Below are 20,939 nucleotides of genomic sequence, written 5' to 3' on the forward strand. Positions count from 1 at the left end.
GCTGCAAGGCCAGTGATGTCTTTACTGCGTCGTTTCGCGCGTGTCTTCCGAACCCAGAATATCCGCCCAGAACCGCTTGGCCTTGCCGGCGAAGCTGGAATTCCTCGGGTTCTGGCTCTCGCCGAATGAGGCGGCCAGTTCCTGCATCAGCTCCTTCTGACGGGGCGTCAGGTCGGTCGGGGTCTCGACGAACAGCTCCACCACCAGATCACCGCGCTGGCGACCGTTCAGATGGGGCATGCCCTTGCCGCGGATGCGGATAGTCTTGCCGGTCTGGGCGCCCGCAGGCACCGACACGGGGGCCTTGCACTCGCCGTCGCAGGCCGTGGACGTCAGACAGGGTGCCTCGATGTCGCCGCCCAGGGCCGCGACCGTCATCGGCACCGGAACGGTGCAGAGCAGATCCAGATTGTCGCGCTCGAACAGCTCGTGCGGCGTCACCGACAGGAAGACATAGAGGTCGCCGCGCGGACCGCCTCGCGTTCCGGCGTCGCCCTCGCCCGACAGGCGGATGCGCGAGCCGTCGTCGACTCCGGCCGGCACCTTGAGGCTGAGCTTGCGCGTCTTGCGGACCTGACCGTGACCCCGGCAGGTGGTGCAGGTATCGGCCTCGGACAGGCGCTGGCCCTGGCCGCCGCACGACGGGCAGGTGCGTTCGACCTGGAAGAAGCCGTTGGCCTGGCGCACGCGTCCCGCGCCCTGGCAGGTCGAGCAGGTCGTCGGCTTGGCGCCGTTCTTTGCGCCCGATCCTTCGCAGGTGTCGCAGGTGGCCGTCGTGGGCACGGCGATATCGACGTCGGCGCCCTGATAGGCCTGCTCAAGCGTGATCTCGAGGTCGTAGCGCAGGTCCGAGCCGCGTCGCGGGCCGTTCGACTGTCGGCGTCCGCCGCCGCCGAAGACGTCTCCGAACGCGTCGCCGAAGACTTGGGAGAAGATGTCGTTGACGTCGTGGAAGCCCTGCTGGCCACCGCCCCCGCCGCCGTTCACGCCCGCATGGCCGTACCGGTCATAGGCGGCGCGCTTCTGATCGTCCGACAGGACCGTATAGGCCTCGGAGATTTCCTTGAACTTGGCCATCGACTCTTCGGAGCCGCCGTTGCGGTCCGGATGGTGCTCCATCGCCAGCTTGCGATAGGCGGATTTCAGGCCGGCGGCGTCGATGGTCCGCTCGACCGACAGCACCTCGTAATAATCACGCGCCATAGACAGACGTCCCTAAGCCAGCCCCGAACATTCCGATCACGTCTCTTATTCCAAGGCGCAAGCGGAACAGCGACCCATGCAGGACATGGGCGCCGGATGGCCTGATGCAAGTTTCATGAAAGCCACGGTCCTCCCCTGGATCACAGGGGAGGACCATGACGCTTAGGCGCTCTTTTTCTCTTCGTCGTCGCCCGAGACTTCCTCGAACTCCGCGTCGACCACGCCGTCATCGGCGGTCGCCGTGGCGTCGTCTCCAGAGCCGGCGCTCTGGGCGTACATCGCCTCGCCCAGCTTCATCGAAGCCTGCACCAGGGTGTTGGTCTTGGTCCGGATGTCTTCCGGATCCGTGCCGTCGCGAGCGGTCTTCAGCTCGGCCAGGCCGGTTTCGATCGCCGATTTCTCGTCCGCGCCGACCTTGTCGCCGTGTTCGGCTAGGGCCTTCTCGGTGGAGTTGATCAGGCTGTCGGCAGCGTTCTGAGCCTCGACCAAATCCTTGCGGATCTTGTCGGAGGCGGCGTTGGCCTCGGCTTCCTTGACCATCTTGTCGATGTCGGCGTCCGACAGGCCGCCGTTGGCCTGAATGCGGATCGACTGTTCCTTGTTGGTCGCCTTGTCCTTGGCCGAGACGTTGACGATGCCGTTCGCGTCGATGTCGAAGGCCACCTCGATCTGCGGCATGCCGCGCGGCGAGGGCGGAATGCCCATCAGGTCGAACTGACCCAGCATCTTGTTGTCGGCGGCCATCGGACGTTCGCCCTGGAAGACCCGGATGGTCACGGCCGACTGATTGTCGTCGGCGGTCGAGAAGACCTGCGACTTCTTGGTCGGGATCGTGGTGTTGCGTTCGATCAGCGGGGTGAAGACGCCGCCCAGGGTCTCGATGCCGAGGGTCAGGGGGGTCACGTCCAGCAGCAGCACATCCTTGACGTCGCCTTGCAGCACGCCGGCCTGAACGGCGGCGCCCAGGGCGACGACCTCGTCAGGGTTCACGCCCTTGTGCGGCTCCTTGCCGAAGAAGGCCTTCACGGCCTCCTGCACCTTGGGCATGCGGGTCATGCCGCCGACCAGGACGACTTCGTCGATGTCGGAGGCCTTCAGACCGGCATCCTTCAGCGCCTTGGCGCAGGGCTCGATCGTGCGCTGGATCAGGTCGTCGACCAGGGCTTCCAGCTTGGCGCGCGACAGCTTGATGTTCAGGTGCAGCGGACCCGACGCATTCATGGTGATGAACGGCAGGTTGACCTCGTACTGGGTCACCGAGGACAGTTCCTTCTTGGCCTTTTCGGCCTCTTCACGAAGGCGCTGCAGGGCCAGCTTGTCCTGGCGCAGGTCGACGCCCTGTTCCTTCTTGAACTCGTCGGCCAGATAGTCGGCCAGACGGACGTCGAAGTCCTCACCGCCCAGGAAGGTGTCGCCGTTGGTCGACTTCACCTCGAACACGCCGTCGCCGATCTCCAGGATCGAGACGTCGAAGGTGCCGCCGCCGAGGTCATAGACGGCGATCTTCTGGCCGTCGTTCTTGTCCAGGCCATAGGCCAGGGCCGCGGCGGTCGGCTCGTTGATGATGCGCAGGACTTCGAGGCCGGCGATCTTGCCGGCGTCCTTGGTCGCCTGACGCTGGCTGTCGTTGAAGTAGGCGGGCACCGTGATGACGGCCTGGGTGACCTTGTCGCCCAGATAGGCCTCGGCGGCCTCCTTCATCTTGATCAGGGTGAAGGCCGAGATCTGTTGCGGGGAATAGTCCTTGCCGTTGGCGCGCACCCAGGCGTCACCGTTCGGACCCTTGACGATCTCGTAGGGCACCATGCCCTTGTCCTTAGCCACGACGGGGTCGTCGAAGTTGCGGCCGATCAGGCGCTTGATGGCGAAGAATGTGTTGGCGGGGTTGGTCACCGCCTGGCGACGGGCAGGCTGACCCACCAGGGTCTCGCCGCCGTCCTGGATCGCGACCACCGACGGGGTGGTGCGGTTGCCCTCGGCGTTCTCGATGACCTTGGGGTTCTTGCCGTCCATGACGGCCACGCACGAATTGGTGGTGCCGAGGTCGATACCGATAATCTTGGCCATGAGCCTTATGTCTCTCCGTCTGGCGGGCGATGCGGCGGCCTTATCAGAAAAGCGCCGCGCGTGACCGCCCCCGTTTTGTTTGCGCCGTTCCGCGGGGGCGCGGACACGGCAGGTTGGGATCAATTACCGTGAAACCCCACGGATCGCGGGGTCTCTCGGGCTGGTCGGGATATGGGAAAGTCACCACCCCCTGCAAGGGCTTGATGCGCCGACAAGGCCGAATCAGCCGGAGTCAGGCGTCATCAGGTGCATCGCGGCCGTCGCTGGGGCAGTCTGGAAGACTATTGCGGGTCACGGGCCCGCCCGTACCAGGACCCCGACGATGCCCTCCCCGGCTCGCAAGCTCCACCACCGTCTCCCGGCCCTGTGCGCCGGACCCGTCGTGCTGGGCCTCGTCTTGAGCCTGACCGGCGCGCCTGTCTCGGCGGAACCTCAGGCCAAGCGACGGGCGCCGGCGGTCAGCCGCCAGTCGAACGACGCCTACAATCGCGAGGTCCGGATCCACAACCAGACGGGCTGGTCGATGACCTATCTCTACGCCTCCTCGGGCGGGGACTGGAGCGGCGATCTTCTCGGCTCCGGCACCCTGTCGCCGGGCCAGAGCGTGGTGGTCCGTATCGACGACGGTTCGGGCGCCTGTCGCTATTCCCTGCGCGGCGAGTTCGACAACGGCCAGAGCCTTCAGCGCAACGGCGTCAACGCCTGCCAGGTCGCGGACTACTATTTCACGCGCTAGGCGTTCTTGTCGGCCATGGCTTCCTACTTCAGCCCGATGCAGCCCTTCCCCGACCTTCCCGGATTTCACTACTGGCCCGGCCGGCTGGACGAAGCCGCACAGGCCGCCCTGCTGGCCGAAATCGAGGCCGCCCTCCAGATCGCGCCCCTCTACCGACCGGTGACGCCGGGCGGACAGCCCTTCTCCGTCCAGATGAGCAATCTCGGGCCGCTGGGCTGGGTCTCGGACCGCGCGGGTTATCGCTATCAGCGGACCCATCCCGAGACCGGCGCGCCCTGGCCGTCGATTCCGCCCGTCCTGACCAATCTGTGGCGCGAGCTGACGGACTGGCCCTCGCCGCCCGACGCCTGCCTGGTCAACCTCTACCGCGAGGACGCCCGCATGGGCCTGCATCAGGACAAGGACGAGGCGGACCTCGGCGCACCCGTCCTGTCCGTCTCGCTCGGCGACACCGCCGTCTTCCGCATCGGCCCTGCGGGCAAGGGACCGACCCGGTCGCTGAAACTCGCCTCCGGCGACGTCTGCGCCCTGACCGGCCCGGCCCGCCTCGCCCGCCACGGCGTCGATCGGCTGCTGGTCGGATCGTCGCGGCTGATCCCCGGCGGCGGACGCATCAACCTGACGCTGAGACGTGCGACATAGGTTCACGGCTCGGTGACTCGACGGCGCTCGGTTGCCCGGTCACAGTCCGCCCGAAAATCGAGAAGGAAGCGCCCATGACCGTCCTGATCCGCCCCGAAGGCCAGACCGCCGACGACTTCCGCTTCTCGCGCCGATCCCTCGCAGGACTGACCGCCGGAGCCATGTTCACCGGCTACGCCGTCGCCGCCCTGGCCCAGGAGGCCCAGCCGGTCACGACGTCGTCCGACGGGCTGGCGACCGAGATGGTCTCCTATCCTTCAGCCGACGGCTTCGACCTGCCGGCCTATGTGGCCCGGCCCGAGGGCCAAGGCCCCTTCCCGGTCGTGATCGTGGTGTCGGAGATCTTCGGCCTGCACGCCTATATCCAGGACGTCTGCCGCCGCCTGGCCAAGGCCGGCTATGCGGCGATCGCTCCGGCCTTCTTCGTGCGCGTCGAGGACCCGGCCCCGCTCGCCGACATGCAGCGCATCCAGGCCATCGTCGCCGCCGCCGGCTATGAACAGGTCATGGGCGACATCAACGCCACCCTGGAATGGGCCTCGGGCCAGCTCTGGGCCAATGTCGACAAGGTCGGCATCACCGGCTTCTGCTGGGGCGGCAAGGTGGTCTGGCAGGCCGCGGCCCGTTTCGCCGCCATCGACGCCGGCGTCGCCTGGTACGGCCGCCTGGCCCCGTCCCCGACCGCCACGGCGGAACAGATCGAGGCCGGCCGCCCCTACCCCGTCGACCTCGCCAAGGACCTCAAGGGCGTGGTCATCGGCAACTACGGCGGCCAGGACCAGGGCATCCCCAACGACACGGTCGCCGCCATGCAGGAGGCGCTCGTCGAAGCCGGCGCCACCGAGAGCGGCGTCAAACTGTACCCGGACGCCCCGCACGGCTTCCACGCCGACTACCGGGCTTCCTACCGCCCGACCGAGGCCGCTGACGGCTGGGCGCGACTGCTGGCGTTGTTTGAAGCCAAGCTGAAATAGGGTTTCCGCTCATCCCTGCTTTCGCGGGGATGAGCGGCCTTTAGGCTCAGGCCTGGCCGTCGAAGGTTCCGCCGTTCGAGCCCGGCGCCGCGCCATAGGGGTTCGACCCTTGCGGCCCCGATCCCTTGGCGGCCACGACCACCATGGCCGGCCGCACGGTGCGGCCGAACAGTTCGTAGCCGGCCTGCATGGTCTGGAGCACCGTCCCGCCCGGGACCTCGGTCGAGGGCTGTTCCATCATCGCCTGATGCAGGTGCGGATCGAAGGCGTCGCCCGGACCCGGCGCCACGCGCTTCAGACCATTGGTCTCGAACGCCTGCAGCAGCGACTTCTGCGTCAACTCCAGACCGGTCACCAGCCCCGCCTCGCCCGCGTCAGCGTTCTTGGGGGCCGCCTGAAGCGCGCGCTCCAGGTTGTCGGCCACGCCCAGCAGATCCTTGGCGAAGCGCTGGATGGCGAAAGCCCGGGCGTCGTTCATCTGGGTCTCGGTGCGACGGCGGACATTGTCGGCCTCGGCTGCGGCCCGCATGGCGCGGTCCTTCCACTCATCACGCTCGGCGATGATCTGGTCCAGCGGCAGCAGGCTTTCCGGATCGGAATCCAGGCCGTGCTCGGCATTGGCCTCGGCCTCGTCCAGGGCTTCGTAGTTCGGGTCTTGCGTATCGGTCACGTGTCTTGTCCGTCCAGGATGCGCCCCAGCACCCGGGCGGTGTAGTCCACCAACGGGATGATGCGGGCGTAGTTCAGTCTCGCGGGTCCGATCACGCCGATGGCGCCCAGGACCCTTTGGCCGCCCGTCATATAGGGCGCCGCGACGACGGCGGAACCCGAAAGCGAAAACAGTCGCGTTTCCGCGCCGATAAAGATGCGCACGCCTTGGGCTGCGTCGACCCCGTCGAGCAGGCCGATCAGCTGTTCCTTCTGCTCCAGGTCGTCGAACAGGACCCGGACCTTCTCCAGGTCCTCGGCCGCCCCCGCATCCTGCAACAGATTGGCCCGGCCCCGCACGATCAGCGACCGCTCCCGGTCCGCCCCGCCCGACCAGGCCGCCAGCCCGTCCTCGACCAGCCGCGCGGCGGCGGCGTCCAGCTCTGAGCGCGCGGCCGCCAGCTCGGCCCCCATCTCCTGACGCGCCTCGGACAGCAGCCGGCCCTTCATCCGCGCCGAGAGGAAGTTCGACGCCTCCTGCAGGATCGACGGCGTCACTCCGGCCGCCAGCGGCATCAGCCGGTTCTCGACCGTGCCGTCGTCGGCGACCAGCACCGCCAAGGCCTGGCCGGAGCCGAGGGCCACGAACTCCACATGTTTGACGCCCGCGTCCCGCACGGGACTAGCCACGATGCCCGCGCCCCCCGCCAGGCCTGACAGCAGGGCCGAGGCCTCGTTCAGCGCCTCCTCGAAGCCGCGCCCGCGTCCGGCGAGGCGGGCGTCGATCTCGCGCCGCTCTTCCTTGCCGATGTCCCCGATCTCCAGCAGGCCGTCGACGAACAGCCGCAAGCCGGCATGCGTCGGTATCCGCCCCGCCGAAGTGTGGGGTGCCGCCAGCAGGCCCGCCAGCGTCAGATCCTGCATCGTGTTGCGGATCGAGGCGGGCGACAGGTGCACGCCCCCCTTGGACACCGTGCGCGACCCGACCGGCTCCCCGGTCTCCAGATAGGTCTCGACCACGCTGCGGAAGATGTCCCGCGCCCGCTGGTCGAGTGTGGTCAAGCTCGTGGAGCCGTAGAGGAGCGTCATAACGTGCCCTCCCGGCGGATCGGCCTCGGCGTCACAGGAATGTCGGGGGCATACAGGCTCACCCTTTCAGGATAAGCACCGCCGCTCGATACGCCAACGCAATACCGATCTTCAGGACCTCCGCCATGCGCCCCTCCGAACGCACCCCCGAACAGCTCCGCGCCGTCACGTTGGAAACGGGCGTCAACCGCTACGCCGAGGGCTCCTGCCTGGTCTCGTTCGGCCACACCAAGGTCCTGGTCACCGCCTCGATCGAGGAAAAGGTGCCGGGCTGGATGCGCAACACCGGCCAGGGCTGGGTCACGGCCGAATACGGCATGCTGCCTCGCGCCACCCACACGCGCGGCCGTCGTGAAGCCGCCGCCGGCAAGCAATCGGGCCGCACCCAGGAAATCCAGCGCCTGATCGGCCGCTCCTTGCGCGCCGTCGTCGACCTGAAGGCCCTGGGCGAACGTCAGGTCCTGATCGACTGCGACGTCATCCAGGCCGACGGGGGCACCCGCACCGCCTCGATCACCGGCGCCTGGGTCGCGATGGCCACCGCGCTCGGCTACCTGCGCGCCGAGGATGTGCTGAAGGCCGATCCCATCGTCGACCAGGTCGCCGCCATTTCCTGCGGCATCTTCAACGACACCCCGGTCGCCGACCTCGACTACGAGGAGGATTCCAACGCCGAGGCCGATGGAAACTTCGTCCTGACCGGCTCGGGGACCATCGTCGAGATCCAGGCCACGGGCGAGAAGCGCGGCTTCTCCCGCCCCGAGTTCGACCGGCTGTTCCAACTGGCCGAGGCCGGCTGCAACGACCTGTTCAAGCTGCAGAAGGCCGCCGTGGACGAGGCCCTCGCCCGCCAACGCTGAGGATAACCCTGCGGCGGTGTGAATTTATTCTTTCTCCACCCCTTGCCAAGGGGCCGGAGAACCCCAGATCTGTCGACCGGGTCTTTGACAATTCAGCCGCCGTTTCACCCCTGATGTCCGACACCCGCATCGGCTGTCTCGGGACCGGGACGACAAACCATTGATTACACGGGGCATCGGCAACGGCTTCGTCCGTAATGTCCGAAATGTCAGGGTGTTTTCGCGGACATAACGGGCTTTCCAGACGCGCGGAACACCGCCATCGTCGCGCTTTCCAGAACGATCGGAGACGCCGCCATGGTCCGTGTTCCCCCCGCCCTCGCCCTCATCAGCCTGATGGCGCTTTCCCTGGCCGCCTGCGGTTCTCCCGAGCCCCCCGCCGCGCCGGAGCAGACCGCCGTCGCGGAACCCATCGCCGAACAGCCTCCGGTCATGCCGGACGACGCTCCGCCTCAGGAAGAGGAAGCCGCTCCAGAGGGTGAAAACCTGGGGGCCGCCGACCGGACCTGCACGGACAGCATCGGCGAAGCCGCCGCGGTCCGGCTGGCGGAACGCTGCACCATGGTCAGCCCGGCCAGCCATCCGCCGTGCAACCCCGCCAACGCCTGCGCCCTGATCCAGGACGAGATCGACCGCTCCTGCGCCATGTACGGCCCCGGCGAGACCAAGCCGGAAGAGTGCGCAGCCTGATCTGACGGCAGAATGAAAAAAGGCCCCGCTGTCGCCAGCGGGGCCCATTCGTTTCAGCGGTAGCCCTGTCGACTAGTCGCGGCGCGGACGACGACCGCGGTCACCGCCGCCGCCTTCGCGCTTCTTGCCGCCGCCGCCGGTGTCTTCCGTCAGAGGCTCTTCGCCACGCTCGGCGCGTTCGGCGTTGATCTTGGCCGTCAGGTCTTCACCCGTGGCCTGATCGACGACCTTCATCGACAGCTTGGTCTTGCCGCGATCGTCGAAGCCCAGGAACTTGACCTTGACCTCTTGGCCTTCCGACAGGACGTCGGCCGGGTTGGCGACGCGTTCCAGCGAGATCTGCGACACGTGGACCAGACCGTCCTTCGCGCCGAAGAAGTTCACGAAGGCACCGAAGTCGACGACCTTCACGACCTTGCCGGAGTAGATCATGCCGGGCTCGGGCTCGGACACGATCGACGAGATCCAGTTCTTGGCGGCGTCGATCTTCTCTTGATCCGAGGCAGCGATCTTCACCGTGCCGTCGTCCTCGATGTTGATCTTGGCGCCGGTCTTTTCGACGATCTCGCGGATGATCTTGCCGCCGGTGCCGATGATGTCGCGGATCTTGTCGACCGGGACCTTGATGGATTCGATCTTCGGAGCGTACTCGCCGAGCTCGGTGCGGGCACCGTCGATGGCCTTGTCCATCTCGTCGAGGATGTGAAGACGACCGGCCGACGCCTGGGCGATGGCCTTCTTCATGATCTCTTCGGTGATGCCGGCGACCTTGATGTCCATCTGCAGCGAGGTGATGCCTTCACGGGTGCCGGCGACCTTGAAATCCATGTCGCCCAGGTGATCTTCGTCACCCAGGATGTCCGACAGGATCGCGAACTCGCCCGACGGCTCCAGGATCAGGCCCATGGCGATGCCCGAGACGGGCTTCTTCAGGGGCACGCCCGCATCCATCAGCGCCAGCGAGGCGCCGCAGACCGAAGCCATGGAGGACGAACCGTTGGACTCGGTGATCTCCGACACGATGCGGATCGTGTAGGGGAAGTCTTCCGCCGACGGCAGCATCGGACGGATCGCGCGCCAGGCCAGCTTGCCGTGACCGATTTCGCGACGGCCCGCACCGCCCATACGACCGGTCTCACCGACCGAGTAGGGAGGGAAGTTGTAGTGCAGCAGGAACTTCTCTTTGTAGGTGCCTGCGAGCGAGTCGACGTATTGCTCGTCTTCGCCGGTGCCGAGGGTGGCGACCACGATGGCTTGGGTCTCACCACGGGTGAACAGGGCCGAACCGTGGGTGCGCGGGAAGACGCCGACTTCCGAGACGATGTCGCGGACCTTGTCCAGGGCGCGGCCGTCAACGCGATGCGCGTTGTCGATGATGTCGCGACGCAGGACGTGGGCTTCGCATTCCTTCCAGGCGACGCCGAACTTGGCGCCGTCGACGCCGTCCGGGTTCTCGTCGGTCTTCACCAGAGCGGCCGAGGCCTTCTTCTTGGCGGCGCCGACGGCCTCATGGCGAGCATGCTTGCCGGGGTGCGTATAGGCGGCCTTGATGTCCTCGCCGACCAGGGACTGGATCTGGGTGACGACGTCCGAGTGGTCCTCGGCGGTGAAGTCGAACGGATCCTTGGCGGCGTGCTCGGCCATTTCGATGATGGCGTCGATCACCGGCTGCATGCCGCGGTGGGCGAACATCAGGGCGTCCAGCATGACCTGCTCGGACAGTTCCTTGGCTTCGGACTCGACCATCATCAGGGCGTCCTTGGTGCCGGCGACGACCAGGTCCAGCTGCGAGTCAGGCAGTTGATCCAGCGTCGGGTTCAGCACGAACTCACCGTCGATGTAGCCGACGCGCGCGGCGCCGATCGGACCCATGAAGGGCACGCCCGACAGGGTCAGGGCGGCCGAGGTGGCGACCATGCCGACGATGTCGGGATCGTTCTCGAGATCGTGCTGCAGCACGGTGATGACGACCTGGGTCTCGTTCTTGAAGCCCTTGACGAACAGCGGGCGGATCGGACGGTCGATCAGGCGGCTGACCAGGGTTTCCTTCTCGGTAGGACGACCTTCACGCTTGAAATAGCCGCCCGGGATCTTGCCGGCAGCGAAGGTCTTTTCCTGGTAGTTGACGGTCAGCGGGAAGAAATCCAGGCCCGGCTTGGGCGCGCGACCGTAGACGACGGTGGCCAGGACGATGGTCTCGCCATAGGTGGCCAGGACGGCACCGTCGGCCTGGCGGGCGATACGGCCCGTTTCCAGGGTCAGCGGGCGGCCGGCCCAATCGATCGTCTTGCGTTTGATATCGAACATGTTTCGTCTTTCGTAGCCCGGGCGGCGTATTCCGCGCGGGGTCCCATCAGTGGGTCTGGATGCGTCGGGCGTTCAGTCCTTCGATCCATGGACCGTCGCCCCATGGCGATCGATCCGGGAGTATTGAGGACCATTATCGAGCCCTCGCGTCTGCGCAGTTACAAAACCGCTGCGCGCGGCCGGTCTGTTAGATACGGAAAGAGGCGCGGACGTGGCCCGCGCCTCGAAACCGTTGTCGTGGACAGCGCTTAGCGGCGCAGGCCCAGCTTGGTGATCAGGGCGGTGTAACGCTCCTTATCGACCTTGGTCAGGTGGTCCAGAAGGCGACGACGCTGCGAGACCATCTTGAGCAGGCCGCGGCGCGAGTGGTTGTCCTTCTTGTGGGTCTTGAAGTGCTCGGTGAGGTTGGCGATGCGCTCCGACAGGATCGCGACCTGGACCTCGGCCGAACCGGTGTCGCCAGCGGTGCGGGCGTTCTCGGCGATGACTTCGTTCTTGCGTTCAGCAGTAATCGACATCGGAATTCTCCAGTTGGAGTCCCCCAACCGAAGTCAGGGAAGATTGAAAACGCGGTCGGGTTCTAGCCGGCCGGCCCGCATCTGACCGAGAGCGACGAGGGTCTGGCCCTGAAAGGCGGAAACGGTGCGAGAACCGTCCCGAAGGCGGCTCTTCAGCGTCTCGACCTGTCGGGGGAGCAGAACGATCGGTCGTCCCTGACGAAGCGAGAAGGCGTCCTGGTCCGTGACGGCCAGCTCCGGGATGTCGTCCAGGGCGGTCGCTACGGGCAGTAGGCCTTCAAAGGCGGCGTCCCTATGCACCAGATCGGTCAGGAAATCCAGCGTGACGGCGTTCTCGACCGAAAACGGTCCCACCCGCTCGCGTCGCAGGGCCGAGACATGCCCTTCGGCGCCCAGCATGACCGCCAGATCGCGCGCCAGGGATCGCACATAGACGCCCTTGCCCGTGCGGATCGTCAGTTCGACATGGTCGGCGTCGGGGGCATCGGTGACCTCGGCCTCATGGATGGTCACGCGCCGGCTTTCCAGCTCGAAGTCCGCACCCTCACGCGCCAGATCATAGGCGCGCTGGCCATCGACCTTGATGGCGCTGAAGCGGGGGGGCGTCTGGTCGATCTCACCGACGAATCTCGGCAGGACCGCGCGCACGGCCTCGACCGAGGGACGCACGTCGGAGCGACCGACGATCTCGCCCTCGCGATCGACGCTGTCCGTCGAGACGCCCCAGTTGATGGTGAAGCGATAGACCTTTTCGGCCTCCATCATGAAAGGCACGGTCTTTGTCGCCTCGCCGAGCGCGATCGGCAGGATACCGGACGCAAGCGGGTCCAGCGTCCCGGCATGTCCCGCCTTCTGGGCGTCGAACAGGCGGCGGACCTTGGACACGGCATCGGTCGATCCGAGCTCGAACGGCTTGTCCAGGCAAACCCAGCCGTTGACGACGAGGCCCTTCTTCTTGCGACCCACGCCTAGTTCTCGTCTTCGTCTTCGATCGGCGGCACGAAGGAGTCCGCGCGGACGCGGGGATCGTCCAACAGCCGGTTCAGCCGTTCGGCGGCGGCGAAACTCTCGTCGTGGCGGAAACGCAGGTCGGGGGTGAAGCGCATATCGATATGGCGACCCAGGGCCCCGCGCAGGAACTTGGCGTGGGCGTTCAGGGCCTTGACGATCTCGTCGATATGGCCCGCCGTGTCCGAGGTCTCGATGCCGGCCCCGAGCGGCTCAACGAAACAGGTCGCGTGTTTCAGGTCCGGCGACAGCCGCACCTCGGTCACCGTCACGGAGACGCCCACCAGGGCCTCGTCGCGGATTTCGTTCTCGCGCATGACCTCGACCAGGGCGTGGCGGATCATCTCGGAGGCGCGCAGCTGGCGCTGGCTGACAAGGCCTGCGGTAGCCTTGGATTTCGAGTTGCGATTGCTCATGGAGTTCGTCCTGTTCGCCCCCGGGGATCGGACCCGGCCGGAGCGACGCCGCGTTCGCGGCGAATTTCGAAGAGCGGGCGGTCTAGTCCCCTCAGGGCCGCCTGTCCAATTCAGGCGGTCAGGACGGCAGGCCCGCCCCCGAGACGGCTGAGCGGAGGACGGCGGCCTCTTCACATCCGGTGAGCTGTGGCAACGGCCTGCGGAGACCGGACCCGGTCGGCGCGGTCGAGCGCCGCGATGACCTCACCGGCAGTCACCGAACGTGCCGGACGGACAGGCAGTCCCGCTGCGTTCAAGACCCTGGCCGTCCAACTGTTGCATAGGTAGCCGATCCAGAAATGCTCGCGACTGGCGAAGAAGTGTGCGCCGTCGCCGTTCCGAGCGGTCGAGAGACGCGGCTCTCCCTCGCTCAGGACCAGCGAAGCCTGCACTCGTCCTCGTAGACCGGCGAAGGCCTCGGGCGACAGGATCAGGGTGCGACGACTTTCCGGATCAAAGCGTCGGGCCGGGTCGCCCGTCTCCGGGTCCAGCATCACGACCGAGACGTTCCCGGGTCGAAAGAAGGCGCGCAGCCCATCGAGAATTCGGTCCTCCATGGGCGACTGATCGACGAAGAATTTCGCGTCGCCCCAGCCGATCAGGATCCAGTCGCCTGCGCCGACCGAGCGTGAGGCGTGGGCCAGGGGACCGTCGCCCGCCTCCAGCGCGAGACGGGGTACGGCGATATCGGTGTGGAAGCCGTTGTTGAGGATGTGGACCGCGACGCCGGGATCGCTGGCTGGGAGGAGGAGCGTCGGATCGCCCGGACGCGTCCAGGTCCACAGGCCGGCGATCAGTCCCAGTAGTCCCGCCAGCAGTATCGCCCCCGCGGTCCGCATCAATCGACGTCTGTGGAAGAGGCGCGAGGCGGCAGGCTCCATTCGCCCCTGTAGTCGTAGGAGAGGGTCACGCAGTGCCGATAGGCGCCGTCGGGCCAGCGTCCGGCCCCATGCATGACGACCCCCCGCCCGGCACGGACCCGCCCGAGCACAAGGAAGGTCGCCTCTGCGCCCGGGCACAGGGCGCGGGCCAGTCCCCGTCCGTCGCCTTCCTGGGCGATGGAATAGACGGTGCTTTCGTCCGCGCCCTCGGGCAGGACGCGTCGGGCCTCGTCCGGGCCGCCGCGTGAAATGGTCGCCGAGCCCCTTGCCGTAGTGGAGATGATCCGCCGCACGCTGACCGCGCCGAACCAACCGCGTTCGATCTCCAGGGTGACACCCCGCGTCAAGGCGCGGGTGACCCGGTCCGACGGGTTGAAGGCCAAATAGCGGATGTCCGCCGCCGCTGGCGTGGCCATGGCGATCAGAGTCAGAACGGCGATCAAACGGTGAAGCATGGCGTAACTTCTACCCCGACTTGCGGCGGAAGGGAGGCGTCGTCCCGAAACGAAAGGGGGCGGCCTTGCGGCCGCCCCCTGGTTCTTAGCGCTCAAGCAGCGAGACGCCGCGCGTCGAGCGGTAGCGCTCTACTAGAGCGTGCGCTTGACCTCTTCGACGGTGAAGCACTCGATGTAGTCGCCGACCTTGATGTCCTGGAAGCCCTGGAAGTGCATGCCGCATTCCTGGCCCGACGGAACTTCGTTGACCTCGTCCTTGAAGCGCTTGAGCGTCTGCAGGGTGCCCAGTTCCAGGACGACGATGTCGTCGCGGATGATCCGGACCTTGGCGCCCTTGCGGACCACGCCTTCGGACACCCGGCAACCGGCGATCTTGCCGGTCTTGGAGATATCGAAGACCTGAAGCACGGCGGCGTTGCCGAGGAAGGTTTCCCGTTGGAGCGGAGCCAGCATGCCCGAGAGCACGCCCTTCATGTCATCCAGCAGGTCGTAGATGATCGAATAGTAGCGGATCTCCACGCCCTCGCGCTCGGCGAGGTCGCGGGCCTGTTTCGAGGCGCGGACGTTGAAGCCCAGGATCGGGGCGCTGGCCGACTTGGCCAGTTGGACGTCCGACTCGGTGATACCGCCGGCGCCCGAATAGACGACGCGGGCGCGGACCTCGTCGTTGCCCATCTTCTCCAGCGAGCCCTGAATGGCCTCGCCCGAGCCCTGGACGTCGGACTTGATGATAACCGGCAGTTCCGAGATCTTCTTGGATCCCAGCTTGGACATCATGTCGACCAGCGAGACCTGGTTGATGCCGCCAGTCGCCTTCTCGCGCTTCACGCGGGCACGATACTCGGTCAGTTCGCGCGCGCGGGCCTCGGATTCCACGACGGCGAGCGGCTCACCGGGCGACGGCGCCTCGTCCAGGCCAAGGATCTCAACCGGGACCGACGGACCGGCCTCGCTCAGCTGTTCGTTGCGTTCGTTCAGCAGGGCGCGAACCTTGCCCCAGGCGGAGCCGGCCACGACGATGTCGCCACGACGAAGGGTGCCGCGCTTGACCAGAACGGTGGCGACGGGACCGCGTCCCTTGTCCAGCTTGGCCTCGATGACCACGCCTTCCGGCGAGCGATCCGGGTCGGCCTTCAGGTCCATGACCTCGGCTTGAAGAAGGATGGCCTCGATCAAGCCATCCAGGTTGGTGCGCGCCTTGGCCGAGACCTCGACGATCTGGGTATCGCCGCCCAGGGCTTCACCAATGATTTCGTATTGCAGCAGTTCGTTGACGACCTTCTGCGGATCGGCATCCGGCTTGTCGATCTTGTTGACGGCCACGATGATCGGAGCGCCGGCCGCCTTCGCGTGCTGAATGCTTTCGATCGTCTGCGGCATCACGCCGTCGTCGGCCGCCACTACCAGGATGACGATGTCGGTGACGTTGGCGCCACGGGTCCGCATGGCGCTGAACGCCGCGTGGCCTGGGGTATCGAGGAAGGTGACCGCGTCACCGCCCGGCGTTCGCACCTGATAGGCACCGATATGCTGGGTGATGCCGCCGGCTTCTCCGCCCGCCACGTCGGTGGTCCGCAGCGCGTCGAGCAGAGACGTCTTGCCGTGGTCGACGTGCCCCATGATGGCCACGACCGGTGCCCGCGGCGTGACCGCCTGGTCGTCGATAGCGTCGGACAGGAAGCCAGTTTCAATATCGGAATCGGAGACGCGCTTGACCGTCATGCCGTATTCGTCGGCAATCAGTTCGGCCGTGTCCGTGTCGATCACGTCCGTGATCTTGACCATCATGCCCTGACGCATCAGGAATTTGACGATGTCGACGCCGCGCACGGCCATACGGTTGGCCAGGTCGCCCACGGTGATGACGTCGGGGATGACGACCTCGCGCGGACGATTGGGCGCGTCGGTGGAGCCGCCCTTGCGCTTCTCTTTTTCACGTTCACGAGCACGGCGGACCGAGGCCAACGATCGCATCCGCTCGGCCGTATCGCCGTCGCCGGCCACGGATTGGATGGTCAGGCGGCCTTCGCGGCGCTTGGGCTCTCCGCGCGTGCGGCTGACGGCCTTGCCGGCGTCGGAGAAACGCTTGTCGCGATCGTCCTCGGGCTTCAGCGGCTTGGCGAAGCCGCCGCCAGGCGCGCGAGCCGGACGCAGAACATTGGCCTCGGCAGGAGGCGCGTTCGGGGCCGGACGGCCGCCGGGGCCGGTGCGGGCACCGCCGGGACGCGCTGCGCCGGGCACCGGACGCGGGGTGAGGGCCGAGTAACGGACGGGCTCGGCCGGGCGCGCAGGAGCCCCGGTCGGACGGGCGTTCGCGGGACGGTCGGAATAGGATTTCTCACCGCCGCCCATGGCCTCTTCGCGCGCCGAACGGGCGCCGAAGGCAGGACGGTCGATGGGCGCACGAGCCGGGTTCGGGGCTTTCGGCACGCGCTGACCGAAGTTGACCACCGGGCGAGCCGGCGGGGCCGGACGGGCCGGGGCCACAGGAGCGGGCGTGGGCGTGGGCGTGGGCGCAGCGGCGACCGGAGCGACCGGTTCCGGGGCCGGAGCCGGGATCGGCGCGACGGGCTTGGGAGCCAGGGGTGCGCGGGCGGCCGGCTTTCCGGTCGGGACGGGCGCGGCGGCGGCCAGTTTGGCGGCCTCGGCGCGAGCGTTCTCGGCGGCGGCGCGAGCGGCGGCGGCTTCGGCCTGAGCAGCACTGGCGGCGGCGGCGGTCGCGGCGGCGGCGTCACGCGCGGCGGCGTCGCGACGCGCCTGTTCTGCGGCGGCCGCTGCGGCGCGCTCGGCCTGAGCCTGCGTCGCCGTCTCGATGGCGCGACGACGGGCTTCCTGCTCTTCGTTGGAGAGGCGACCACCGGCGGGCTGCTGCATCGGCGGACGCGGAGCCGGGGCCTGCGAGGCGGGGGCGTCGGTGCGTGGACGCGCGACATCGAAGCCTGCCGGACGCTGATGGCCACCGGCCGGCGCGCCCGGACGACGCTTGATCTCGACCGCCACAGTCTTGGTTCGGCCGTGGCTGAAGCTCTGACGCACGGTGCCGGTCGGGACCGATCCCACAGCGCGCGGCTTCAGGCTCAGCGGCGCCCGCGGTCCCGTGGTCGACGGAGTTCCGGTGGGGGCCTGAGGCTGTTGGCCGTCGTTCGTCTTGTCGTTCTCGTCGCTCATCCGGTCGCTTTACTCGTGGGCGGAGAAGTCCGCCGCGTCTCAGTCAAAAATCGTCTCGTCACGCCCAAAAAGCCTTCGGAACGCAAAAAGCCGTGCGGCGTCCGCCCCTCGAAAGAGGCCTGACCCCGCCCGTCAATCCGCCCGTTCAGGCTCATCCTTCGGGTCCTCGTCCGACCCCTTCCCGCCGCCGGCGCCCGGATGATCCAGGTCCCAGGCCGCAGGCCGAAGCGATCGAAATCCCGCCAGTCGTTCGACCTCGATGGTCCAGCGATCGGCTCTGCCGCCATGCAGCAGGACGGCGTGTATCGCATTTTCCAGCCCGAGGGCCAAACTCAAATCATCAGCGCTGAATGCGCCGCAAACCTTGGTGGTCTGATGTCGGGCCAGGGCGACGAGTTTTCCGCGTCCATCGGACGACCCGTCTGCGGCCTCGACCAGCCACGCGGCCTTACCCGAGCGGATCGCCGCAGCTGATTTCTCGAACCCTGAGATAAGCACGCCTTCGCGCCGGGCAAGGCCCAGTTGGTCCAGACAACGCCGGATCAGCAGGGTTTCGACCGTATCCGACAGCTCGGCCGTCGATTTCAGCTGGGCCTTGGCCGAGCGGGAGAACAGGTTCTTCTTCACGGCGGCGTCGACGGAGGCGCGTGACGCCTCCACCCACATGCCGCGACCGGGCAGTTTCCTGCCCAGGTCGGGAGCGACGGCGCCGTCCGGCCCGGCGACGAAACGGATCAGTCGAGATTCATCCATGGCCTGGTGGGTCACCAGGTCCCGGCGCTCTCTATCGATCGTCGCGTCGCGAAGGCTCATGGACGGCGGTTTCCATCACGCGTCGCGGGTCGGCTCGAGGTCGTCTTCGACCTCGGCGTCATCGGCGGCGACTTCAGCTTCGGCGTCGCCCTCGGGGGCGGCGTCGAACACGGCCTCGGGGTCGTATTCGCCTTCAGCGAATTCTTCCTCGTATTCCGGTTCCGGCTCAGGCTGCGGCAGTTCCGACGCGTCGATCCAGCCGGCGGCGACACGGGCCTGAAGGATCAGCAGCTCGGCGTCTTCCTGGGCCAGGTTGAAGCTTTCCAGCACGCCGGCGACCTTGGTGCGCTCGCCGTTCTTCATCTCGTAGCCGCCGCGGATTTCGTCGGTGGCCAGATCGGCGAGGTCCTCTACCGTCTTCACGCCGCCCTCGCCCAGGGCGACGGCGATCGGCAGGGTCACGCCCGGAACGGCCATGACCTCGTCCAGCACGCCCAATTCGACGCGCTTGGCGTCGAGGATGGCCGATTGCTTCTCGAGATAGTCGCGGGCGCGGGCCTGCAGTTCCTCGGCGGTGTCTTCGTCGAAGCCTTCGATCTCGGCGACTTCGTAGTTCTCCACGAAGGCCAGATCCTCGACCGTGGCGAAGCCTTCGGTGACCAGCAGCTGGGCGATAACCTCATCGACGTCCAAGGCTTCCTGGAACAGCAGGGTGCGTTCCGAGAATTCGCGCTGGCGACGCTCGGAGTCCTGGGACTCGGTGATGATGTCGATCTGCCAGCCGGTCAGTTGCGACGCGAGGCGCACGTTCTGGCCGCGACGGCCGATGGCCAGCGACAGCTGTTCGTCGGGCACGACGACTTCGACGCGGTCGGCCTCTTCGTCGAGCACGACCTTGGAGACTTCGGCGGGCGCGAGCGCGTTCACGATGAAGGTCGGCTCATCCGGGTTCCACTGGATGATGTCGATCTTCTCGCCCTGCAGCTCGGCCACGACCGCCTGAACCCGCGAGCCGCGCATACCGACGCAGGCCCCGACGGGATCGATGGAGCTGTCGTTCGAAAGCACGGCCATCTTGGCGCGCGAACCGGCGTCGCGGGCCGCGGCCCGGATCTCGATCACGCCGTCGTAAACTTCCGGCACTTCCTGGGCGAACAGCTTGGCCATGAAGCCGGGGTGTGCCCGCGACAGCATGATCTGCGGGCCCTTGGCCTCCGGGCGGACGTCGTAGATGTAGGTGCGGATCCGGTCGCCGATGTTGAACACCTCGCGCGGGATCGACTGGTCGCGGCGCATGATGCCCTCGCCCCGGCCCAGATCGACGATGGTGTTGCCGTACTCGACGCGCTTGACGGTGCCGTTGACGATCTCGCCGACACGGTCCTTGAACTCTTCGTACTGGTTGGCGCGCTCGGCCTCGCGGACCTTACCGGTGATGACCTGACGAGCCATCTGGGTCTGGACGCGGCCGAACTCGAACGGCGGCAGATCCTCGACGTATTCCTTGCCGACCACGGCCTCGGCGTCACGCTTCGACGCGTCGGTCAGGCGGACCATGGCGCTGTCGTTGAACTCTTCCAGCTCGTCTTCCGGCATCCAGTCGTCTTCGACGATGGTGACGTGACGGGTCAGGGCCAGTTCGCCCGTCTTCGGGTCGATCTTGGCGCGGATGTCGTGATGGGCACCATAGCGCGACTTGGCGCCCTTCTGGATGGCTTCTTCCAGCGCCTCGATGACGATCTCGCGGTCGATGTTCTTTTCCTGCGCGACCGCGTTGGCGATCTGGAGCAGTTCCAGGCGATTGGCGGAAATACCGGTCACGGCCATCAGGCGTCGTCCTCAGAAGTCTTGGCGTTGTTTTGGTCTTCAGGCGCACCTTCCGGCAGGCCGTCGTCTTCGGGTTCGCCCCGCGCGGCGCGGATCGCGGCCCCACGCTTCAACAAGGCGTCGTTCATGACCAGCTTGGCGTCCACCAGCCAATCGAAGGGGATCAGGGCGGTGTCTTCCTCGCCGTCGAGGTCGATGGCGACATTGTCTCCATCGGTCCCGGCCACGATGCCTTTGAAGCGTTTGCGCCCCTCGATCATCCGGTCGGATTCCAGACGCGCCTCGAAACCCTCGAACAGGTCGAAATCCTTCAACCGGGTCAGGGGACGGTCGATGCCGGGAGACGAAACTTCAAGCAGGTACTCGCCGGCGATCGGGTCGGCGGCATCGAGAACCTCGGACATGGCGCGGCTCAGACGGGCGCATTCCCCGACGTCGATGTCGTTGTCGCTTGGACGCTCGGCCATGACCTGAAGGCGGCGACGCAGGGTCCCGCCCATCAGGCGAACGCGCACGATGTCCAAACCGATCGATTCCGCAACGGGATCGATCAGTTCAAGGATCTGGCGGTCTTCGACGGTCTTGGCGCGCAAGGGCTTTGGGTCTCAGGCAAAAAGAAAAGCGGTCGGCCTCCTCGGCCGCCGCTTTGAACGACGCC

19 protein-coding genes are annotated in these 20,939 nt (G+C 66.9%); 5 read left to right on the forward strand and 14 right to left on the reverse strand.

Going from position 1 to position 20,939, the window contains the following annotated elements; genetic code table 11:
- Positions 1-21 precede the first annotated feature (21 nt).
- A complete protein-coding gene (gene dnaJ, locus ACW171_RS11705) occupies positions 22-1,203 on the reverse strand; it encodes a molecular chaperone DnaJ (RefSeq protein ID WP_492093463.1) in 1,182 nt (393 codons plus the stop codon).
- Between the two features lie 162 nt (positions 1,204-1,365).
- A complete protein-coding gene (gene dnaK, locus ACW171_RS11710) occupies positions 1,366-3,270 on the reverse strand; it encodes a molecular chaperone DnaK (RefSeq protein WP_492093464.1) in 1,905 nt (634 codons plus the stop codon).
- Positions 3,271-3,592: 322 nt separating this feature from the next.
- Here dnaK and ACW171_RS11715 point away from each other — a divergent pair, with 322 nt between their 5' ends.
- The 3 genes from ACW171_RS11715 to ACW171_RS11725 all read left to right on the forward strand — a co-directional run bounded on the left by ACW171_RS11715 (position 3,593) and on the right by ACW171_RS11725 (position 5,622).
- A complete protein-coding gene (locus ACW171_RS11715) occupies positions 3,593-4,006 on the forward strand; it encodes a hypothetical protein (RefSeq protein ID WP_492093465.1) in 414 nt (137 codons plus the stop codon).
- Positions 4,007-4,021: 15 nt separating this feature from the next.
- Positions 4,022-4,648, forward strand: coding sequence for an alpha-ketoglutarate-dependent dioxygenase AlkB (locus ACW171_RS11720; protein ID WP_492093466.1), 627 nt, complete (start codon positions 4,022-4,024; stop codon positions 4,646-4,648).
- 74 nt (positions 4,649-4,722) lie between these two features.
- Positions 4,723-5,622 carry a dienelactone hydrolase family protein gene (locus tag ACW171_RS11725; RefSeq protein ID WP_492093467.1) on the forward strand — a complete coding sequence of 300 codons (900 nt, stop codon included), beginning with the start codon at positions 4,723-4,725 and terminating at the stop codon, positions 5,620-5,622.
- Positions 5,623-5,668: 46 nt separating this feature from the next.
- On the opposite strand, the gene grpE is transcribed toward ACW171_RS11725, so the two are convergent.
- Together grpE and hrcA are read right to left on the reverse strand one after the other, a co-directional pair.
- The gene (grpE, locus tag ACW171_RS11730) at positions 5,669-6,292 is read right to left on the reverse strand and encodes a nucleotide exchange factor GrpE (protein ID WP_492093468.1); all 624 of its coding nucleotides are present in this window, start codon (positions 6,290-6,292) and stop codon (positions 5,669-5,671) included.
- Positions 6,289-7,359 (reverse strand): heat-inducible transcriptional repressor HrcA, encoded by a 1,071-nt coding sequence (hrcA, locus tag ACW171_RS11735; protein ID WP_492093470.1) that lies wholly within the window; start codon positions 7,357-7,359, stop codon positions 6,289-6,291. The genes grpE and hrcA overlap by 4 nt, the downstream gene beginning before the upstream one ends.
- Positions 7,360-7,484: 125 nt before the next feature.
- Between hrcA and rph the strand changes: the two genes are divergently transcribed.
- Both rph and ACW171_RS11745 read left to right on the forward strand, forming a co-directional pair.
- On the forward strand, positions 7,485-8,219 hold the full coding sequence (rph, locus tag ACW171_RS11740) for a ribonuclease PH (protein ID WP_492093472.1): 735 nt from the start codon (positions 7,485-7,487) through the stop codon (positions 8,217-8,219).
- Between the two features lie 297 nt (positions 8,220-8,516).
- Positions 8,517-8,909: a hypothetical protein gene (locus tag ACW171_RS11745; RefSeq protein WP_492093474.1), complete on the forward strand. Its 393-nt coding sequence runs from the start codon at positions 8,517-8,519 to the stop codon at positions 8,907-8,909.
- Between the two features lie 72 nt (positions 8,910-8,981).
- On the opposite strand, the gene pnp is transcribed toward ACW171_RS11745, so the two are convergent.
- From pnp to rimP, 10 genes are all read right to left on the reverse strand, one after another.
- Entirely contained in the window at positions 8,982-11,216 is a 2,235-nt protein-coding gene (gene pnp, locus ACW171_RS11750; protein ID WP_492093475.1) for a polyribonucleotide nucleotidyltransferase, read from the reverse strand.
- A gap of 248 nt (positions 11,217-11,464) precedes the next feature.
- Positions 11,465-11,734, reverse strand: coding sequence for a 30S ribosomal protein S15 (gene rpsO, locus ACW171_RS11755; protein ID WP_492093476.1), 270 nt, complete (start codon positions 11,732-11,734; stop codon positions 11,465-11,467).
- A 33-nt stretch (positions 11,735-11,767) separates the two neighbouring features.
- A complete protein-coding gene (gene truB, locus ACW171_RS11760) occupies positions 11,768-12,700 on the reverse strand; it encodes a tRNA pseudouridine(55) synthase TruB (protein WP_492093477.1) in 933 nt (310 codons plus the stop codon).
- Between the two features lie 2 nt (positions 12,701-12,702).
- Complete coding sequence (rbfA, locus tag ACW171_RS11765; RefSeq protein WP_492093478.1) at positions 12,703-13,158, reverse strand: 30S ribosome-binding factor RbfA; 456 nt, start codon at positions 13,156-13,158, stop codon at positions 12,703-12,705.
- Positions 13,159-13,328: 170 nt separating this feature from the next.
- Positions 13,329-14,036: a DUF2459 domain-containing protein gene (locus ACW171_RS11770; protein WP_492093480.1), complete on the reverse strand. Its 708-nt coding sequence runs from the start codon at positions 14,034-14,036 to the stop codon at positions 13,329-13,331.
- Positions 14,036-14,533 carry a hypothetical protein gene (locus ACW171_RS11775; protein WP_492093481.1) on the reverse strand — a complete coding sequence of 166 codons (498 nt, stop codon included), beginning with the start codon at positions 14,531-14,533 and terminating at the stop codon, positions 14,036-14,038. The genes ACW171_RS11770 and ACW171_RS11775 overlap by 1 nt, the downstream gene beginning before the upstream one ends.
- A gap of 132 nt (positions 14,534-14,665) precedes the next feature.
- Complete coding sequence (gene infB, locus ACW171_RS11780) at positions 14,666-17,701, reverse strand: translation initiation factor IF-2 (protein WP_492093482.1); 3,036 nt, start codon at positions 17,699-17,701, stop codon at positions 14,666-14,668.
- Positions 17,702-17,833: 132 nt separating this feature from the next.
- Positions 17,834-18,514, reverse strand: coding sequence for an RNA-binding protein (locus ACW171_RS11785; protein ID WP_492093483.1), 681 nt, complete (start codon positions 18,512-18,514; stop codon positions 17,834-17,836).
- Between the two features lie 15 nt (positions 18,515-18,529).
- On the reverse strand, positions 18,530-20,281 hold the full coding sequence (nusA, locus tag ACW171_RS11790) for a transcription termination factor NusA (RefSeq protein ID WP_492093484.1): 1,752 nt from the start codon (positions 20,279-20,281) through the stop codon (positions 18,530-18,532).
- Positions 20,281-20,874 carry a ribosome maturation factor RimP gene (rimP, locus tag ACW171_RS11795; protein ID WP_492093485.1) on the reverse strand — a complete coding sequence of 198 codons (594 nt, stop codon included), beginning with the start codon at positions 20,872-20,874 and terminating at the stop codon, positions 20,281-20,283. The genes nusA and rimP overlap by 1 nt, the downstream gene beginning before the upstream one ends.
- Between the last annotated feature and the right edge of the window lie 65 nt (positions 20,875-20,939).

The organism is Brevundimonas sp. FV1ye28 (genome assembly GCF_058681135.1).